The organism is Paucisalibacillus globulus DSM 18846 (assembly GCF_000482485.1).
Taxonomy (GTDB): Bacteria; Bacillota; Bacilli; order Bacillales; family Amphibacillaceae; genus Ornithinibacillus; species Ornithinibacillus globulus.
This window is the reverse complement of sequence record NZ_AXVK01000043.1, coordinates 1-16,108: the sequence shown is the minus strand read 5'-3', so window position 1 is coordinate 16,108 and position 16,108 is coordinate 1. Positions and strand designations below refer to the sequence as shown.

Below are 16,108 nucleotides of genomic sequence, written 5' to 3'. Positions count from 1 at the left end.
AACGGCTGATGTTCCAGAATAACGGCTGATGTTCCAGAATAACGGCTGATGTTCCAGAATAACGGCTGATGTTCCAGAATAACGGCTGATGTTCCCCGCACCAATTAAACACCTATCAATTAACATAAAGCAAAATTAATAGTAAAATACATACATGAAACAAAACCTAAAGGCTAAGAGAATGAGTATGAGGAGGAGATTAGTATGAGAGAGAAATTTATAGAGTTTAGAAATGTATCTTTTAGATACGGAGAAGAGCAGCCTTGGGTACTAGATAATGTTTCTTTTGAAATATATAAGGATGAGTGGGTTGCTATTATTGGTCATAACGGTTCTGGTAAGTCCACGATCGCAAAGTTAATGAATGGCTTATTATATCCTCAGCAGGGTGAAATTATTATAAATGGTATGCCTGTCAACGATGAGCATGTATGGGATGTTCGGAAACATGTAGGTATGGTGTTTCAGAATCCGGACAATCAATTTGTAGGGACAACTGTTCAGGACGATGTTGCTTTTGGTATGGAAAACCGTGGCATACCACGGGAAGAAATGGAGAAAAGAATAAAAGAGGTTCTCAAGGCTGTTCGTATGGAAGATTACCTATTAACAGAGCCACACCGCCTATCTGGGGGTCAAAAGCAACGTGTTGCAATTGCTAGTGTTCTAGCGGTAAAGCCTAATGTACTAATACTGGACGAAGCGACCGCGATGTTAGATCCTAGGGGACGAAAAGAAATTATGCGAACTGTTGCAGATATACAAGAAAAAAATGAGGTTTCTTTAATTACAATTACTCATGATTTACAGGAAGTAGTTTTAGCAGAGCGTGTAATTGTTATGAATAACGGAAAAGTATGGGACGAGGCAAAGCCAAGGGATATTTTTGCAAAGAAGGATGAGTTAAGAAGGATTGGGTTAGATGTACCCTTTGTTGCGGTACTTGCTGATGAATTAAAGCAAAAAGATATGTTGATTGAGAATGAACCGTTAAATCATGATGAACTCTTGGAGGAATTATGGACATTACATTTAAAGATGTAAGTTACATCTATCAAGCTAATTCACCTTTTGCTCATAAGGCATTAGAAAATCTATCCTTCCATATCCCATCAGGATCCTTTGTTGCAGTTATTGGACATACTGGATCAGGTAAGTCGACTTTAATACAACACTTAAATGGACTTTTAACACCAACAAAAGGCCAGGTTCAAATCGGCGATTATCTAATAAATGCAGATAAGAAACCAGAGAATTTAAAAGAATTAAGAAGTCGTGTTGGAGTTGTATTCCAATATCCAGAGCATCAATTATTTGATGAAACTGTTGCTAAGGATATTGCTTTTGGCCCTAAGAACTTCGGTGTTACTAAAACGGAGATTCAAAAAAGAATGAAAGATATAGTTCCAGCTGTTGGACTTGATGAAAAACTGTTAAACAGATCGCCATTTGATTTAAGTGGAGGTCAAATGAGGAGAGTCGCAATAGCAGGGGTTCTTGCAGTAAAACCGGAAATTCTTGTATTAGATGAACCAACTGCAGGTTTAGATCCAAGAGGTCAACGAGAAATTATGGATATGTTTTCTACTCTGCACAAAGAACAAAATCTAACTACAGTACTAGTTACACATAGTATGGAAGATGCAGTGAAGTATGCAGACCATGTGATTATCATGAATAAAGGGACAAAGTATATGGAGGGGACACCTGAAGAGGTATTTACCCAAAAGGAAGCACTTAACCAAGTACAGTTAGATGTTCCAGAAATGATTCAATTTTTAAATGCTTTTAACGAGCGTTTCGGCGATAAGATTCAGTTTAAGAGACAATCCATTCCACGTTTAGCTATGGAGATTCAGCAAGCATTAAAGGGGGCTGAATCAGATGAATAATACGATAATAATCGGACAATATGTCCCAGGAAATTCTTTGGTTCATCGATTAGATCCGCGGATGAAAATTACGATCATATTCTTATTTGTCATTTTCATATTTTTTGCTAATAATGTTTTAAGCTATAGTATTTTGACAGCATTTGCACTTTTGACGGTCATTATCACCAAAATACCAATTCGCTTTATATTGAAGGGATTAACACCTGTTTGGTTTTTGATTATATTCACCTTTATCTTGCATTTAATTGTAACGAAAGAAGGAACAGTCTTAATTGAATTGTTAGGGTTTAAAATATATTCTGGTGCTCTCATCCAAGGTTTTGCAATATCCTTACGATTTTTCTTATTAATCTTGATAACATCATTATTGACTCTAACCACTACACCAATCGAAATCACGGATGCTATTGAAGATTTGCTACATCCATTAAAGAAAATAAAATTTCCTGTACATGAACTAGCTTTAATGATGTCTATATCGCTTCGTTTTATTCCAACACTGTTACAGGAAACAGATAAGATTTCGAAAGCTCAAGCTTCTAGGGGAGTAGACTTTCGGACAGGACCAATAAAGGAACGGATAAAAGCTATTGTTCCACTATTAGTTCCGTTATTCGTAAGTGCATTTAAACGAGCGGAAGAACTTGCAATGGCAATGGAAGCGAGAGGGTACCAAGGTGGAGAAGGAAGATCAAAGCTAAGGCAATTAAAAATAAGAAAAATGGATATTATAGTGTTTCTATTTTTCCTATTAATTATTGCAGGATTATTTGTTACGAGAAATTATTAAATCGTGAGGTAGTATGACTGTGTCAAAAATTAAATGTATAATCACTTATGACGGGACAAACTTTTGTGGTTTTCAAATCCAACCTAAAATGCGTACTGTTCAAGGTGAAATTGAGAAAGCACTAGAAAAGATTCATAAAGGGGAAAAGGTGCGAATACAAGCATCTGGTAGAACCGATACAGGGGTGCATGCGATGGGGCAGACCATCCACTTTGAGACAAATCTTACTATGCTGGATGAGAGTTGGAAAAGAGCACTTAATACATTACTTCCCGACGATCTTTATATCATCAGTTCTGAAGCAGTCTCTGATGATTTTCATGCACGGTATGATGTCCTTGAAAAGGAGTACCATTACTTCGTTCACAATACAGTGGAACCAGATATTTTTAAGAGGAATTATGTTTTTCATTATCCATATCCATTAGATATCGAGGCAATGAAAGAAGCTTGTAGTTATTTAGAAGGCACACATGACTTTACGACTTTCTCTTCAGCTAAGGCTACAGTCAAAGGAGAGAAGGTTAGAACCCTATTTGAAGTTACCTGTCATAAGAAAGATGAACAAATAGAATTTACTTTCCGTGGGAGTGGATTTCTTTATAATATGGTCCGGATTATAGTAGGTACATTACTAGCGGTTGGACAAGGTAGAAAAAAGCCAACTGATATTAAAACGATGCTCGAAGCAAAGCAACGTAAACTTGCTGGAAAAACTGCACCTCCTCAAGGGTTGTATTTATGGAAAGTAAACTACAAATAAGTGAAAATGATTCGACTAAACACAACATTTCCTGGGAAATATCGACAGTATTCATTTCCACCCAAAATACTATATAATAATCTTGTTAGTTTATCTATCTAGGGAAGTTCTTATGAAATAAATAAATCTACCAGACCCTTGACATAATGGCTGATTATGGTGTATTATGGTCTATGGCATTTTATTTTCTAAAACCGCGATTAGCCCCGGAACTAATTGTGTTGAAAATATAGAAATAATGAACTTTAAACTTAAAAAATGAATGAATGATAATATGGAGGGAAACCAATCATGCGCACAACTTTCATGGCGAATGAAAACAATATCGAACGCAAATGGCTTGTTGTGGATGCTGAAGGAAAGCGTCTCGGCCGCCTAGCAAGTGAGGTTGCTGCAATCCTTCGTGGAAAGCATAAGCCAACTTACACACCACATGCTGATACTGGTGATTATGTAATCATCGTAAACGCTGCAAAAATCGAACTAACTGGAAACAAACTAGCTGACAAGAAGTACTATCGTCACTCTGGACATCCAGGTGGATTAAAAGAACGTACTGCTGATGAAATGCGTACAAAATATCCTGAGCAAATGCTTGAGCTTGCTATCAAAGGCATGCTTCCAAAAGGATCTTTAGGACGTAAAATGGGCAAGAAATTACACGTATATAGAGGTGCTGAGCACAATCATGCAGCACAAAAACCAGAAGTTTACGAACTTCGCGGATAATAAAAGGAGGTAAATCAATTGGCACAAGTACAATATTACGGCACAGGTCGTCGTAAAAAGTCAACTGCACGTGTACGTTTAGTACCGGGTACTGGAAATGTAACTATCAATGGTCGTGAAGCAAAAGACTATTTCCCATACGAAACACAACTTTTAATTCTAAACCAACCACTACAAGCAACTGAAACTCAAGGAACATATGATGTTCTAGTTAACGTTCATGGTGGTGGATTTACTGGTCAAGCTGGTGCTATCCGTCATGGTATCGCACGTGCTTTACTAGAAGCAGATCCAGGTTACCGTCCAGCGCTTAAGAGTGCAGGGTTATTAACTCGTGACCCTCGTATGAAAGAACGTAAGAAATACGGTCTTAAAGGCGCTCGTCGTGCACCACAGTTCTCAAAACGTTAATTTATACGTTTCAAGGCTCTTTTCACTTATGTGGAAGAGTCTTTTTTTGTTTTCCAAGCATGGACAAAAGTAGCCCGGAACTATATCAGTGTTTTAAATTTATAATAACTTATATTGTGTTATCTACTCGCATCCATCCCTTCGGACAAGTAGAATAAGGTTATAAGCGGATAATTTCAAAATATGATAGTTTCGTGTTATTGTAAAATTTTATCGTGTAAATTAGTATTCTTTAAAAAAGCGTTAATATGCAACTTTTTAATGGCTCTAAACTAATGAATGAAGGGTCCTTTTTATATTAATTGTAATATTTACCTATAGGATTTTTTACTAATTGTTGTAAAAGCGCTCATTTTTAACCGATATTATCTCTATATAAATATCTTTATTTAAGATATGCAGAAAGGAATTTCACAATGGACATTGTTCAATCTATTATTCATTCAATTCCAATTATAAAACAGATGATGCGCGAGGAAGTTATGATCACCATTTTTGATCATGAAAAATACGTATTCTATTCTCCTAGTGCTGATCTTGATTTTAAGCATAAAGTAGGAGACCCATTACCACCTAAATATAAAAACTTTGGGATGGTTGATCCGGTAAAGACAGTTACAGTAAAAGTTCCGGAAGAGGAATATGGTATCCCTTTTGATAGTATTTCTATCCCAGTTAAAAATGAACTGGGTCAGCTTGTAGCTGGATTAAATGTTGCTGTAAGCACGAAAAATCAACAGCAATTAAACAAAATTATTACCATAATTGAAGATTCAACAAATACTTTGTTAGCTACGGTTCAACATATTGCTGCTCATTCTGAGGAACTATCTGCAACAACGGAACAAATTTCTTCCAATGTCCAGAATGCGGTTGATGAATCAGTTAAAGTAAATGAAGTGACAAATTTTATAAAAGGGATTAGCAGCCAAACAAACCTCTTAGGATTAAATGCATCGATAGAAGCAGCTCGGGTTGGTAGTGCTGGCGCAGGATTTGGCGTTGTGGCTAATGAGGTTCGTAAACTATCTGAAGAAACGAATCGTGCAACAAAAAATATTGAGGACACACTCAAAACTATTCAGGAAACGATGAAGGGAATGCAATCCGATTTCAAGGAGATTGCGGACTCTACTAATGAAGAAGCTAAACTTGTCACTAACTTTATGGGAGAAATTGAAAATCTGAATAAAGCCTCACAAGAGCTTAAATACTTCATGAGTAGATTGATTGGCCATGAGGAATAATATGGTTATCAATGGGTGATGTCATCAATCAATTGATTGCCACTATTGAGTAATTAAGTTACTCTTTCAAATGAAATGTTGATATAATGAAACGTATGTTTTTTAAAGTTATAGATGGAGGTTTTATCGATGAAGAAGGTTGCAATTATAACTGGTGCTGGTAGTGGTTTAGGACAAGCTACTGCAGTTCGTTTAGCTAAAGATGGAGTTAACATCGTCGCAGTAGATGTTAGTGAAAAAGGTGGAAATGAAACGGTGGAAATGGTAAAACAATTAGGTGTTGATGCCATTTTTATTAAAGCTGATGTTTCCAAGCCTGAAGAAGTAAAGAACTATGTGGACAAAACAGTTGAACATTTTGGTTCAATTGACTATTTCTTTAATAATGCAGGGATTTCTGGTAGTGGCTCATTCTTCTTAGAATCTTCCATTGAAGAAATTGAACAAATAGTAGGTATCAACTTACTAGGAGCTTTATATGGAGTACGTTATGTAGCTGAAGTGATGTTAAAGAATGGTGGAGGTTCTATTGTTAACACAGCTTCAAGTGCTGGTGTTATTGGTCAAGACTCTGTTGTAACTTACTCTGCTACAAAACATGGAATTGTTGGTATAACAAAGAGTATGGTAGCTGAATATGCAAAAGATGGTTTACGTGTGAATGCTATTGCACCAGGACCTACAGAAACACCAATGGTCAAAGCTTTCTATGAAGCAAATCCGGAAATGAAAGCTAATGCGACAAGTGGTATACCACAAAAACGCCTAGGTACTCCAGAAGAGGTAGCGGAACTTGTAACATTCTTGCTAACTTCTAAAGCACAGTATATCAACGGTGAAGTAATTCGCATTGATGGTGGATTTACGAATACGAAATAATTACTTTTAGTTTTAAGACTTTTTTCACTTTGGTGGGGAGGGTCTTTTTTATATACTGAAAACTGTTTTGACCACATTTATATATCCTTATACTGTTGATATCTTTGTACAGTTTGTTCTTTGAGGGTATCTGTAAGTGAGTATAAATTTTCATAGTCATTTGTATGTCCGATTGTCCTAATCGCTCCTGTACCTCTTTAATTGAGGCATCTGCTACAATTAATAGTGAAGCATGAGTATGCCGAAAACCATGAACAGCTCTAAGGGAGTTTTTGAAAGGAAGGATTCACATATAATAAAAAAGTTCACTCTTATTTGAGCGAACTTTTTTATGCTTGATAGTATGATTATAATCCTTCTAATTCTTAGCGAAAGCTCCATCCACTTCAACGGTTTCAAAAATATTAATAAATGCATTTTCATCATGATCACGGACAATCTTTTTAACTTGCAACATTTCATATCGCGTAACTACAGTCATTAAAACATCCATCTTTTCTTTAGAATAGCCGCCATAGCCCTCTGTGATTGTAATACCGCGGTAGATATTCTTCAATAAATCCTCCCGAATTAACTCTCCTTTTGAAGTGACAATCTGCATCGTTAATTTGATATGGTTTGTGTAAATCTTATCAATCACTTTACCAGTTATATAGATGGACAAAAGGGTATATAATGCGATGTTCCAATTGAAAGCAATCCCGGAAATAAGAACAATAATACCGTTCATACCAGTTAGTAGGAGACCAACACTGAAATTACTTTTTCTGGACACGATAATGGCAATGATATCTAATCCACCAGAAGTCCCAGAGAACTTAAGAATAAGACCAATTCCAATGCCTCCTATAATCCCACCGAAGATTGTCGATAATATTATATTGTCTGCTACAGGAATAACTGGTAAAACATATAGGAAGAAGGATAGGGATACAACACAAATCAGTGTATTATATGTAATCAACTTTCCGAGTTTAAAGTAGCCTAAAACAAGTAGAGGTAAATTAAGCAATAGATTCATCAAACCAATATCAAATGGCGTAATTAATCCAATCAAAATAGCTACGCCACTTATTCCACTACTTAAAATCCCATAGGGAACAAGAAAAAAATTAAAGCCAAATGCAACGATTAATGAACCGATAATTACAATTAAATTTTTCATAAATAATGAGTCTCCTTATAATAAACATACGTTTTTTTCTATGAATTGTATCTTGAAATGAAGTTGGATGATAAATGATAAATATCCTATTAATAGGATGTCCTTTTATTTTTCTTTCCATAAAAAATTAATTTAGTTGAAATAAACAAGCCTGTCAATAAGATTAGTTAATATAAAAATTTTAGATAAAATTCGAATGTTCCTAACAAGCTTATTGTTGAGGGAGAATTAGGACAACCGATGGGTAATTTTCTAGTTATTTAGATCAAGTAATCTGCATAGGATTATATGAAAGAGGAAATCAGACAGTTATTCGGGTTGAGTTCATTCTAAGTATTTTGCATTCTTTTCAAAAGTCTTTTTAATTCAGGTAAAGGTGGTGCAAAGTGACGTGAATAGAAAGTCCACAATAGGGGCATTAGTAGGTGGATCAACAGCTGGGGGATGGTTAATCATGGATCTCATTCTTCCGGAACCAATCGGAGATTATCTGTTATTTGGAATGATGGCTGCAGTTAACGCAGCTGTCGGATGGCAAGTAGTGCGGATGTTAGAAAAAAAGGAAAATGTTAATGAGGATTCATTAAAGACAGAAAAGCTTGGAGCAGGATCAAGTTAAATTACGTAAAAAGTGCTAGGCTAATCGTGAAATTTAACACATTTCTCGAGTGCCTAGTACTTTTTTAGTTTCGTGGGTAGATTGCACTAAAATTATTCCAAATAGATTGAAAATAATGGATATTTGTTGAAATGTACGTTAAAATTAGTACAAGTTAGGTCCCCGTAGATTAATAAAGAAAAGGGTGGAATGATGACATATTCGATAAATCTATTTAAATTATTATTTGCAGTAGACGATCATATTTTTCGGATTGGAAAAGCCGAACTAATTCGGACACCTTGGAAAGTCATTCTCCTACTTATGCTTTTTTCTACACTCATTTATAGTGGAATGGGTCTATTGGGGATTGGTTCTTCGTCTATATCAAGTGGAGCAGCTTTATTGACGGCCTCTGAGTATGAAATGCAAAAGCTGTGGTTTGTATTTGGTCGAATGATTTATTCATTTCTATTCGTTTTATTTATCCTTTTTGTTCCATCTTTAATTTTTTATTGGGTGACGAAGATTCAATTTAAAAAGTTACTACTCATGCAACTCGTGGTTCTATTTGTCTTGCTTGTTGAAAGAGTATTGTGGATACCTTTAGTCGTATATTTTGGGTTAGACTGGTATGTCTCACCATTGTCGTTCGGAATTATTGCTTCCTATTTTACTGATATCCCATTTTTGATTTACTTATTTGGTACTATCTCTATATTTCAATTATGGGTTGTTGGATTTCAAATTAAATTTATTAGTAAATTATCCGCTACACAAAAAGGGTGGGTATGGGCTACGGTGATATTGTTTAACCTCACTGTTTGGATCTTATCTGCAGTAGTGGCATTTACAGATACTCTGATTATCAATAGGTGGTTTAATCTATGAGAAAAAAACGGATGAAGTGGGTAGCACTAATCTTATTTATCGGAATTAATTGTCTGTTAGTATTGTTAGATGATGGTGAAAAAGTGATAAGGCAAGCCTATATACTGACGTGGGATATTGTTTATAAGACGGATTTATTTGAGAAGGTGGAAGCGGAAGGGATAATTTCTTATTCTGGAGAGAGTTATGTCTACTTTGATAAAAGTATTGGGAGCTTTGATAGTTTTCTAATAGAAGAAGGTAGTGTAGTATCTGTTGGTGACCCTTTATTTCAATATCAAGTGAATGATTATGCTGCTACAGAAACGCTTCTATCCTATGAATTGGAAAAGGTTGATGGTGAGATTGATGCGATTGAGGATGCAATAACTGAAATGGTGTCGTATCGAATACCGAAACCTTCAACACCAGTAGTTGGAAATAATGATGAAGATTCTACAACTGTCGTGGTTACACAACAGGAACCGGTCGAAGCGGAATTAATAAAGGAACAATTTATTATTCAAAAGGAACAGGAATTGGCAGCAAAGAAGGAACAGGAGCGATCCATTCAATCCCAATTAGATGATTTACAAGAAAATGGGGATACCATTACTGTGGAAAGTCCTATTGCTGGAAAGGTAAAAGAGATTTCCTCAACATTAAATGACCCTATTATCCGTATTGAACATATGGATCTCCAAGTTCAAGGAGAGCTAGAAGAGGCAGCTAGAATTGAAGTTGAGACTGGACAACCAGTTGAGATTACCTTAGTTAATGGAGAACAAACATTACAAGGATCCATTTCACATTTAGAGGATGCACCACATGAGGTGAATATTGAATCACAAAGTATATATCCTTTTGAGGTTAATTTTAAGCAAGATCAAAATTTAGAATCTATTTTACCAGGTTATCATGCTGATTTAGCAATCACAGTCAATGAGTCCATTGATTCAGCAACAGTTGATGCAAGTTTTGTTAACCATCATCATGTGTGGAAAATGAATGAAAAAGGAAAAATGGAGCTTGTTCCGGTACAAACGGGTATTCAAATGGGTGAGGATCTGGAGGTGATTAGTGGATTGTCTGTAGGGAATGTTGTAACAAAGGAATCCATTGATTCATCTTATAGAGGGATGCCATTTGTTACACCGCTTAAATTTAAAGATGTAGCTTGGCTCGATGTTGGGAGATATAAGGACTGGCTACTTTTTATGACAACTGGAATTATGACAAGATAATGATACTGTAAATTAGGAGGGTAGGGTTAAGATGCTACTCTTCTTTTTTGTAGTTAAGAAATCATGAAAGCTTTCCTCACGATTAAAAAGACTAACTCATACTTTAATGGACACAGATAAGAATTTTTTCATATGGCTTAGTTAATATATACGATTTAATAGTAACATTGGGTAACTTCAGCCAGGTAAAGGAACTATTTGAATAAATCTAATCGATTCACAAGTCATAAACCCTATACTTGTCCCATAAAATAGAGTGAGGTTAAGTAAAAGGGGCGAAAACAATGAATCGATTAGGAAAAATTATCTTTTGGATAGTTGGATTAGTAGTACTTATTTCACTAATAAAATTTCCATTGCCGGATTTTGCAGAAGAAACAGCAGGCTTTCCCTGGCCCTTAACGGGTAAGGTAGTAGTACTGGATGCAGGGCATGGTGGGGTAGATGGTGGAGCTGTAGGTAAGGATAATACATTAGAAAAGGATATTGCATTAGAAGTTACAAAAAAGGTAAGGGATTATTTACAACAAGCAGGTGCTATTGTACATTTGACTCGAGAAGAAGATACAGATTTGGCATCAGAAGGTACAAAGGGATTATCTAGAAGAAAGGCAGAGGATATTAAGAAACGTATGGACATTATTAATTCCAAGGATGCAGATTTCTTTTTGACTATCCATTTAAATGCAATTCCCTCAACAAAATGGAGTGGTGCACAAACCTTCTACTATCCAAAATCAGATGAAAGCAAGCACTTAGCAAAAATGATTCAAGCAGAGATTACAAGAAATTTAGAAAATACTAATCGAAGTGCGCTTGCCATCAATAATTTGTATTTACTAAAGAACGCGGAAATTCCGGGTGCTCTCGTTGAAATTGGTTTTCTTTCCAATTTGGAAGAAAGGGAGTTGTTGAAGGATCAAACGTATCAAAGACAAATGGCTGGAAGTATTTATGAAGGGATTTTGCGCTATTTGACAGATGAGCCAGAAGCGGAAGAAGAGAAGTAATGGTGATCACCTCCTATGATTCATATCACTTAGGTTTTTGGTGATTTATGGTATACTAGCCTTGGACTGATTAAATCTAAGGCTAAAATGGGAAGGTGATTACGTGTTAACAAAAGAAGAAGTAATACAATTACTGAATCCTGTAAGAGATCCCTTTTTACATAGAACGCTAGAAGAAACTGAGGGAGTTAAGGAAGTTACCATTAAGGAAGATAAGAAGCATGTCAGTGTAAAGGTGGCCATTGGTAAAACAAATACTGCTGAACAAATGCAGCTTCAACAAGAGTTAGTTGGAATTCTAAAGCGAAATGGTGCAGTGACAGTAGGTCTTCGTTTTGAAAAGCTTCCAGATGACGTTATCAAAAAATACCAGCCTGCTATAGAAGATGCAAAAGAAAAGGCGTTAATGGGAGGAAATAAACAACCTCATTTCCTAGCAATCGCTAGTGGTAAAGGTGGCGTTGGTAAATCAACAGTTACGGTAAACCTTGCTGTGTCTTTAATGAGACTAGGAAAAAAAGTAGGAATCATTGACGCAGATATATATGGATTTAGTGTCCCGGATATGATGGGTATTGAAGAAAGACCAGTGGTTCGGGGGTCGAAGATTATCCCAGTTGAACGATTTGGAGTCAAAGTAGTCTCTATGGGCTTCTTTGTCGAGGACAACTCACCAATTATTTGGCGTGGTCCAATGCTTGGGAAAATGTTAAATAGTTTCTTTAAGGAAGTTGAGTGGGGAGATTTAGATTATCTTCTTCTAGATTTACCACCAGGAACTGGTGATATTGCTATGGATGTACACGAACTATTGCCGTCTTGTAAGGAAATTATAGTAACAACTCCACACCCGACAGCAGCATTTGTAGCGGCTAGAGCGGGGCAAATGGCACTTAAAACAGAACATGAAATTTTAGGTGTAGTGGAAAACATGGCTTACTATAAGAGCCAAAAAACTGGCGAAACAGAATATGTTTTTGGACAAGGTGGCGGAAAGAAGCTTGCTGAAGTCTTAAAAACTAAAGTATTAGGGCAATTGCCAATCCAGCAACCATACGAGGAAGAAGATGAATTTGCACCTTCTGTATATCAGGAAGATCATCCGAATGGTAAAGAATTTCATAAAATTGCTGCTAAAGTTATTGCTAAAGTGGAAGAAAAATAAAATGATAAAGGGCCTATTTCTCTGTGATAGAGAAATCTGGCCCCCTTTTGTTTTTTAAAGCGATTTTTTTATTCACCGCCGCCGCCGGACTCACCACCACCGGATCCGCCACCTTGGCCGCCACCACCGCCTCCTTGACCTTTAGAATCACCACCATTACTTTGTCCTTTACTTTGCTCTTCAGCAGCTTTTAATAAAATCTCTTGCATCTTTGCTTGGAATAATGGTGATTCTAAGGTTTGTTGTATGGTCTCCTCAAGGTGTGCCCGGAATTGCTGGCTCTTTAAACTTTGTATAGTTGCTTCTTCCATTTCAGGATTTTTCAATAAATCCATCATTTGTTTTTGATATTCTGAGTCATTCATTAGGCTTTTCATTAACTTCTTCTGGTCTTCTTCGACAGATTTATAAAACGTTTCGACGAACTTAGGGTCTTCGAAAAGTTTTTTCCACATTTCAGCGCCTTTTTCAGATGTTAGTGTTTCATCAATCGCTTGTTTTACTGTTGTGGATTCGATAACTAACTTTTGCTGCATTTTTTCATCTGCCAAAATTTCCCCAAGGGCTTTTTTTCCATCTTCTGTTTGTAATATATCAACAACCATTTTTTTAGTTGCATCATAATCTGTTTCTTTTGTAGTTGCTTCCCCACCGCAGGCGCTTAAGGTTAAGAGTAATGCGCCAAAAAATGGCAAGTAGAAAACACGTAGCATCATGAACCCTCCTTCCACTTATCATTAATATGGGTGAGAAAAAACAAAAATATGCGCTTGATAAAGGAAAAAAGAATAGGTTCATGTTAAAATACCAATTGTGTAGTTAAAATTTTAAATAATTTGTACATATAGTAGGAGTAGCAGGAGGATAATTCTATTGAACAGTCGAAAAGTAGTGAATTTGTTTTTGAAAACTTTAGCAATAGGTGGGCTTGTTGGACTCATTGTTAGTTTTTTTGTTAATGTAAATGGCTCTTATACAGAAAACCTTGATCCGTTTAACTTTTTCGGATTAATTGGTGTCATGCTATTCTTTATTGGGCATGGGTTACTTTATAGCGCTGTAAGCCAAACGGGATTTTTTGCTTATTTATATGTCCATCGATTGGGATTAAGCATTTTCCGATCTTTTTGGCCAATAGTTCAAATCGTGTTAATAGCATTTGTTGTTTTTGACCTGATTTACTTTCCTTATAAAAATTCGGAAGGTGATGTTTCAATACTTTGGTTTATTCTGGCGGCGGCAGCGTTGGTTATTTATGGCTGGATTATCGCTAAAATTAAGGCAAAGGAAACTAAAAAACATGCTTTCATACCAGCACTTTTCTTTATGGTAGCAATTACTGTAGTAGAGTGGGTTCCAGCACTTAGAATCGGCTTGATTGGTTCAGATTTTTCTTTAATAATGATTATTACTTTGCTAGCTTGTAATACGTATCAACTACTCATTTTACATCGGTTAAATGATAGTTCAAATAACAAAGTGAAAAAGTAAAAGAAACCTGATGATACTTACTAGTTGTCATCAGGTTTCTTTTTTATTCTACAATTTTTGTTTCTGCATGAGCTTGGTTAATCATTTCTGATACCGTCACGAACTTATATCCTTTATTTTTTAAACCAGGTAGAATGGTTTTAAGGGATTCAGCTGTTTGTTTAACTGAATCAGATGCATGTAATAGAATGATATCCCCATTGTTAGTTTGGGACATAACATGGTCAACAATCTTCTGTGTTCCGGGGTTCTGCCAATCATTTGGGTTTATATTCCAGTGAATCACCTTATGGCCTAAATCCTCTGCCACTTTAATTATCTCATCATTAAAGTGTCCATGAGGTGCCCGTACTAATTCCATATCTTTGTAGCCTAACTTGCCAAATATCTCTTTGGCATATCGTAAATCTTTTTTCACTTGATCTACTTCCTGATCAAGATAACTTTTATAACGATAGCCTAACATACCCACTTCATGTTTGTTCTCTGAAATGGTATTAAGAATATCTGGATGCTTTTCTGCCCATTCTCCACTAACAAAGAAAGTAGCTTGAACTTGTTGCTTCTCAAGCTGTTTTAGGATTTCATGTACCTTCTCCTCACCCCAGCTAATATTAAATGTTAATGCGATATTGGGTTCCTCAGAGCTCCCTTTTGATAAGGCAACAGGACTTTCCTTTGAAAAAACTGATAATATCCCATTGTTTTCAAACCATAAAAAGCCCGCGGTGAAAAAGGCTAACACAATGACAAGCGACCATCTTTTAAATTTGTTGAAGCGCACTACATAAAAATGACTCAAAGATTTCACCTCCAAAGGAAACAAGCTATCCATACATCTTATGAACAAAAATACAAAATATGAACAAGCTGTTAGCTGATTTTATGCTAGCCTGAATAATTTAATGAAACTTGTGAACGATATAAAGTGAAACTTAATTTAATGGAGCATTTGTTCTTCCTACGTAAATGGAAGAATAAAAGGTAATAATTTATCCAATCTGGTATTACGCTTACTTGCCCAATCATAAGCAATTGTTTTTACGCTCTTGTAACAACCTAATTGAGGAAAAGTACAAGTACATATTTTTAATAGCGGTGTATTAGAAGTGTGCCATATCGGCCAAAATGAAACGGCTATAAATTTGTTGGCCTCTATTTCAAGAGTTCTAGTTTAATCTAGAAGTTTTAATATCGGAATCTTACAGTCCGTTAATCTGCGATAAAACACCCACATAATGCAATGAAAAATTCGAACTTATATGTTATAAGAAAAATTTATCAGTTAGTGGCGAAACATGACGAGGTGATAATTTGTTAGGGTTAATGATTAATCTTACGGAGCAAAAGGAATTAGAGTATTTAATTAAAAGAGAGCTAGACGAAATTATATTCGATTTAGATGATAGTAGAATTGACAATATGGTAAAGAGTGCAATGAAAGAAAGATATAAGATCTTATTTCAATTACTTAGAAGAGTAGCGGCTGAAAAAGAGTGCGTGCGCTATATTCCTAGGAAAATGCAGAATGAATAAGAAGCTTTCCTGATAGTGGATACAAATGCAAAAATTTCTGAAGAGACTTTTTTTAATAAAGACCGTTGATTTTATTTTCTAGCTATGGTATATTAATTTCTGTTGTCACGTAAACAACTTTGTTAAATCGCAAAAAAAGTTTTAAAAAAGTTGTTGACATCAAATGTTAAATATGATAAATTATATCTTGTCGCTAAAAACGACACAAGATAATGATTGTTCCTTGAAAACTGAACAAAACAACCAGTATGTAAGGAAAAACATACCCTGTTTTTTCTATTAAAGAAATTCTAAAAGCTAGCGTGCTTTTAGTAG

19 protein-coding genes are annotated in these 16,108 nt (G+C 35.7%); 15 read left to right on the top strand and 4 right to left on the bottom strand.

What is annotated here, in order from left to right; translation table 11 throughout:
- Positions 1 to 204: 204 nt before the first annotated feature.
- The 8 genes from K332_RS0112020 (at position 205) to K332_RS0111985 (ending at position 6,714) form a co-directional block, all read left to right on the top strand.
- A complete protein-coding gene (locus tag K332_RS0112020) occupies positions 205 to 1,044 on the top strand; it encodes an energy-coupling factor ABC transporter ATP-binding protein (protein ID WP_026907667.1) in 840 nt (279 codons plus the stop codon).
- The gene (locus K332_RS0112015) at positions 1,020 to 1,892 is read left to right on the top strand and encodes an energy-coupling factor ABC transporter ATP-binding protein (RefSeq protein WP_026907666.1); all 873 of its coding nucleotides are present in this window, start codon (positions 1,020 to 1,022) and stop codon (positions 1,890 to 1,892) included. Before K332_RS0112020 ends, K332_RS0112015 begins: the two co-directional genes overlap by 25 nt.
- Positions 1,885 to 2,685 carry an energy-coupling factor transporter transmembrane component T family protein gene (locus K332_RS0112010; RefSeq protein WP_026907665.1) on the top strand — a complete coding sequence of 267 codons (801 nt, stop codon included), beginning with the start codon at positions 1,885 to 1,887 and terminating at the stop codon, positions 2,683 to 2,685. Before K332_RS0112015 ends, K332_RS0112010 begins: the two co-directional genes overlap by 8 nt.
- 19 nt (positions 2,686 to 2,704) lie before the next feature.
- The gene (gene truA / locus K332_RS0112005) at positions 2,705 to 3,448 is read left to right on the top strand and encodes a tRNA pseudouridine(38-40) synthase TruA (protein WP_026907664.1); all 744 of its coding nucleotides are present in this window, start codon (positions 2,705 to 2,707) and stop codon (positions 3,446 to 3,448) included.
- A gap of 291 nt (positions 3,449 to 3,739) precedes the next feature.
- Positions 3,740 to 4,177: a 50S ribosomal protein L13 gene (rplM, locus tag K332_RS0112000; RefSeq protein ID WP_026907663.1), complete on the top strand. Its 438-nt coding sequence runs from the start codon at positions 3,740 to 3,742 to the stop codon at positions 4,175 to 4,177.
- Positions 4,178 to 4,195: 18 nt separating this feature from the next.
- On the top strand, positions 4,196 to 4,588 hold the full coding sequence (rpsI, locus tag K332_RS0111995) for a 30S ribosomal protein S9 (RefSeq protein WP_026907662.1): 393 nt from the start codon (positions 4,196 to 4,198) through the stop codon (positions 4,586 to 4,588).
- Positions 4,589 to 5,004: 416 nt separating this feature from the next.
- A complete protein-coding gene (locus K332_RS0111990) occupies positions 5,005 to 5,835 on the top strand; it encodes a methyl-accepting chemotaxis protein (protein ID WP_026907661.1) in 831 nt (276 codons plus the stop codon).
- 129 nt (positions 5,836 to 5,964) lie between these two features.
- A complete protein-coding gene (locus K332_RS0111985) occupies positions 5,965 to 6,714 on the top strand; it encodes an SDR family NAD(P)-dependent oxidoreductase (protein ID WP_026907660.1) in 750 nt (249 codons plus the stop codon).
- Here K332_RS0111985 and K332_RS23645 read toward each other — a convergent pair.
- Entirely contained in the window at positions 6,698 to 6,916 is a 219-nt protein-coding gene (locus K332_RS23645; protein ID WP_245604674.1) for a hypothetical protein, read from the bottom strand. The two genes, K332_RS0111985 and K332_RS23645, sit on opposite strands and share 17 nt — an antisense overlap.
- 156 nt (positions 6,917 to 7,072) lie before the next feature.
- Entirely contained in the window at positions 7,073 to 7,879 is an 807-nt protein-coding gene (locus tag K332_RS0111980) for a YitT family protein (RefSeq protein WP_026907659.1), read from the bottom strand.
- A gap of 391 nt (positions 7,880 to 8,270) precedes the next feature.
- On the opposite strand from K332_RS0111980, the gene K332_RS0111975 reads away from it, so the two are divergent.
- The 5 genes from K332_RS0111975 to K332_RS0111955 all read left to right on the top strand — a co-directional run bounded on the left by K332_RS0111975 (position 8,271) and on the right by K332_RS0111955 (position 12,766).
- Entirely contained in the window at positions 8,271 to 8,498 is a 228-nt protein-coding gene (locus tag K332_RS0111975) for a hypothetical protein (RefSeq protein WP_051359447.1), read from the top strand.
- 192 nt (positions 8,499 to 8,690) lie between these two features.
- Positions 8,691 to 9,368: a hypothetical protein gene (locus K332_RS0111970; protein ID WP_026907657.1), complete on the top strand. Its 678-nt coding sequence runs from the start codon at positions 8,691 to 8,693 to the stop codon at positions 9,366 to 9,368.
- A complete protein-coding gene (locus K332_RS0111965) occupies positions 9,365 to 10,591 on the top strand; it encodes an efflux RND transporter periplasmic adaptor subunit (RefSeq protein ID WP_026907656.1) in 1,227 nt (408 codons plus the stop codon). The genes K332_RS0111970 and K332_RS0111965 overlap by 4 nt, the downstream gene beginning before the upstream one ends.
- Before the next feature lie 284 nt (positions 10,592 to 10,875).
- Positions 10,876 to 11,601 carry an N-acetylmuramoyl-L-alanine amidase CwlD gene (gene cwlD, locus K332_RS0111960; RefSeq protein ID WP_026907655.1) on the top strand — a complete coding sequence of 242 codons (726 nt, stop codon included), beginning with the start codon at positions 10,876 to 10,878 and terminating at the stop codon, positions 11,599 to 11,601.
- Between the two features lie 103 nt (positions 11,602 to 11,704).
- Positions 11,705 to 12,766, top strand: a complete 1,062-nt coding sequence (locus K332_RS0111955) for an Mrp/NBP35 family ATP-binding protein (protein WP_026907654.1) — start codon at positions 11,705 to 11,707, stop codon at positions 12,764 to 12,766.
- Between the two features lie 68 nt (positions 12,767 to 12,834).
- Here the strand turns inward: K332_RS0111955 and gerD are convergent, their stop codons facing one another.
- On the bottom strand, positions 12,835 to 13,479 hold the full coding sequence (gerD, locus tag K332_RS0111950) for a spore germination lipoprotein GerD (RefSeq protein WP_026907653.1): 645 nt from the start codon (positions 13,477 to 13,479) through the stop codon (positions 12,835 to 12,837).
- Between the two features lie 160 nt (positions 13,480 to 13,639).
- Between gerD and K332_RS0111945 the strand changes: the two genes are divergently transcribed.
- A complete protein-coding gene (locus K332_RS0111945) occupies positions 13,640 to 14,257 on the top strand; it encodes a KinB-signaling pathway activation protein (RefSeq protein ID WP_026907652.1) in 618 nt (205 codons plus the stop codon).
- A gap of 43 nt (positions 14,258 to 14,300) precedes the next feature.
- On the opposite strand, the gene pdaB is transcribed toward K332_RS0111945, so the two are convergent.
- On the bottom strand, positions 14,301 to 15,059 hold the full coding sequence (gene pdaB / locus K332_RS0111940; protein ID WP_026907651.1) for a polysaccharide deacetylase family sporulation protein PdaB: 759 nt from the start codon (positions 15,057 to 15,059) through the stop codon (positions 14,301 to 14,303).
- 512 nt (positions 15,060 to 15,571) lie between these two features.
- On the opposite strand from pdaB, the gene K332_RS0111935 reads away from it, so the two are divergent.
- Entirely contained in the window at positions 15,572 to 15,793 is a 222-nt protein-coding gene (locus K332_RS0111935; protein ID WP_026907650.1) for a hypothetical protein, read from the top strand.
- Positions 15,794 to 16,108: the final 315 nt, after the last annotated feature.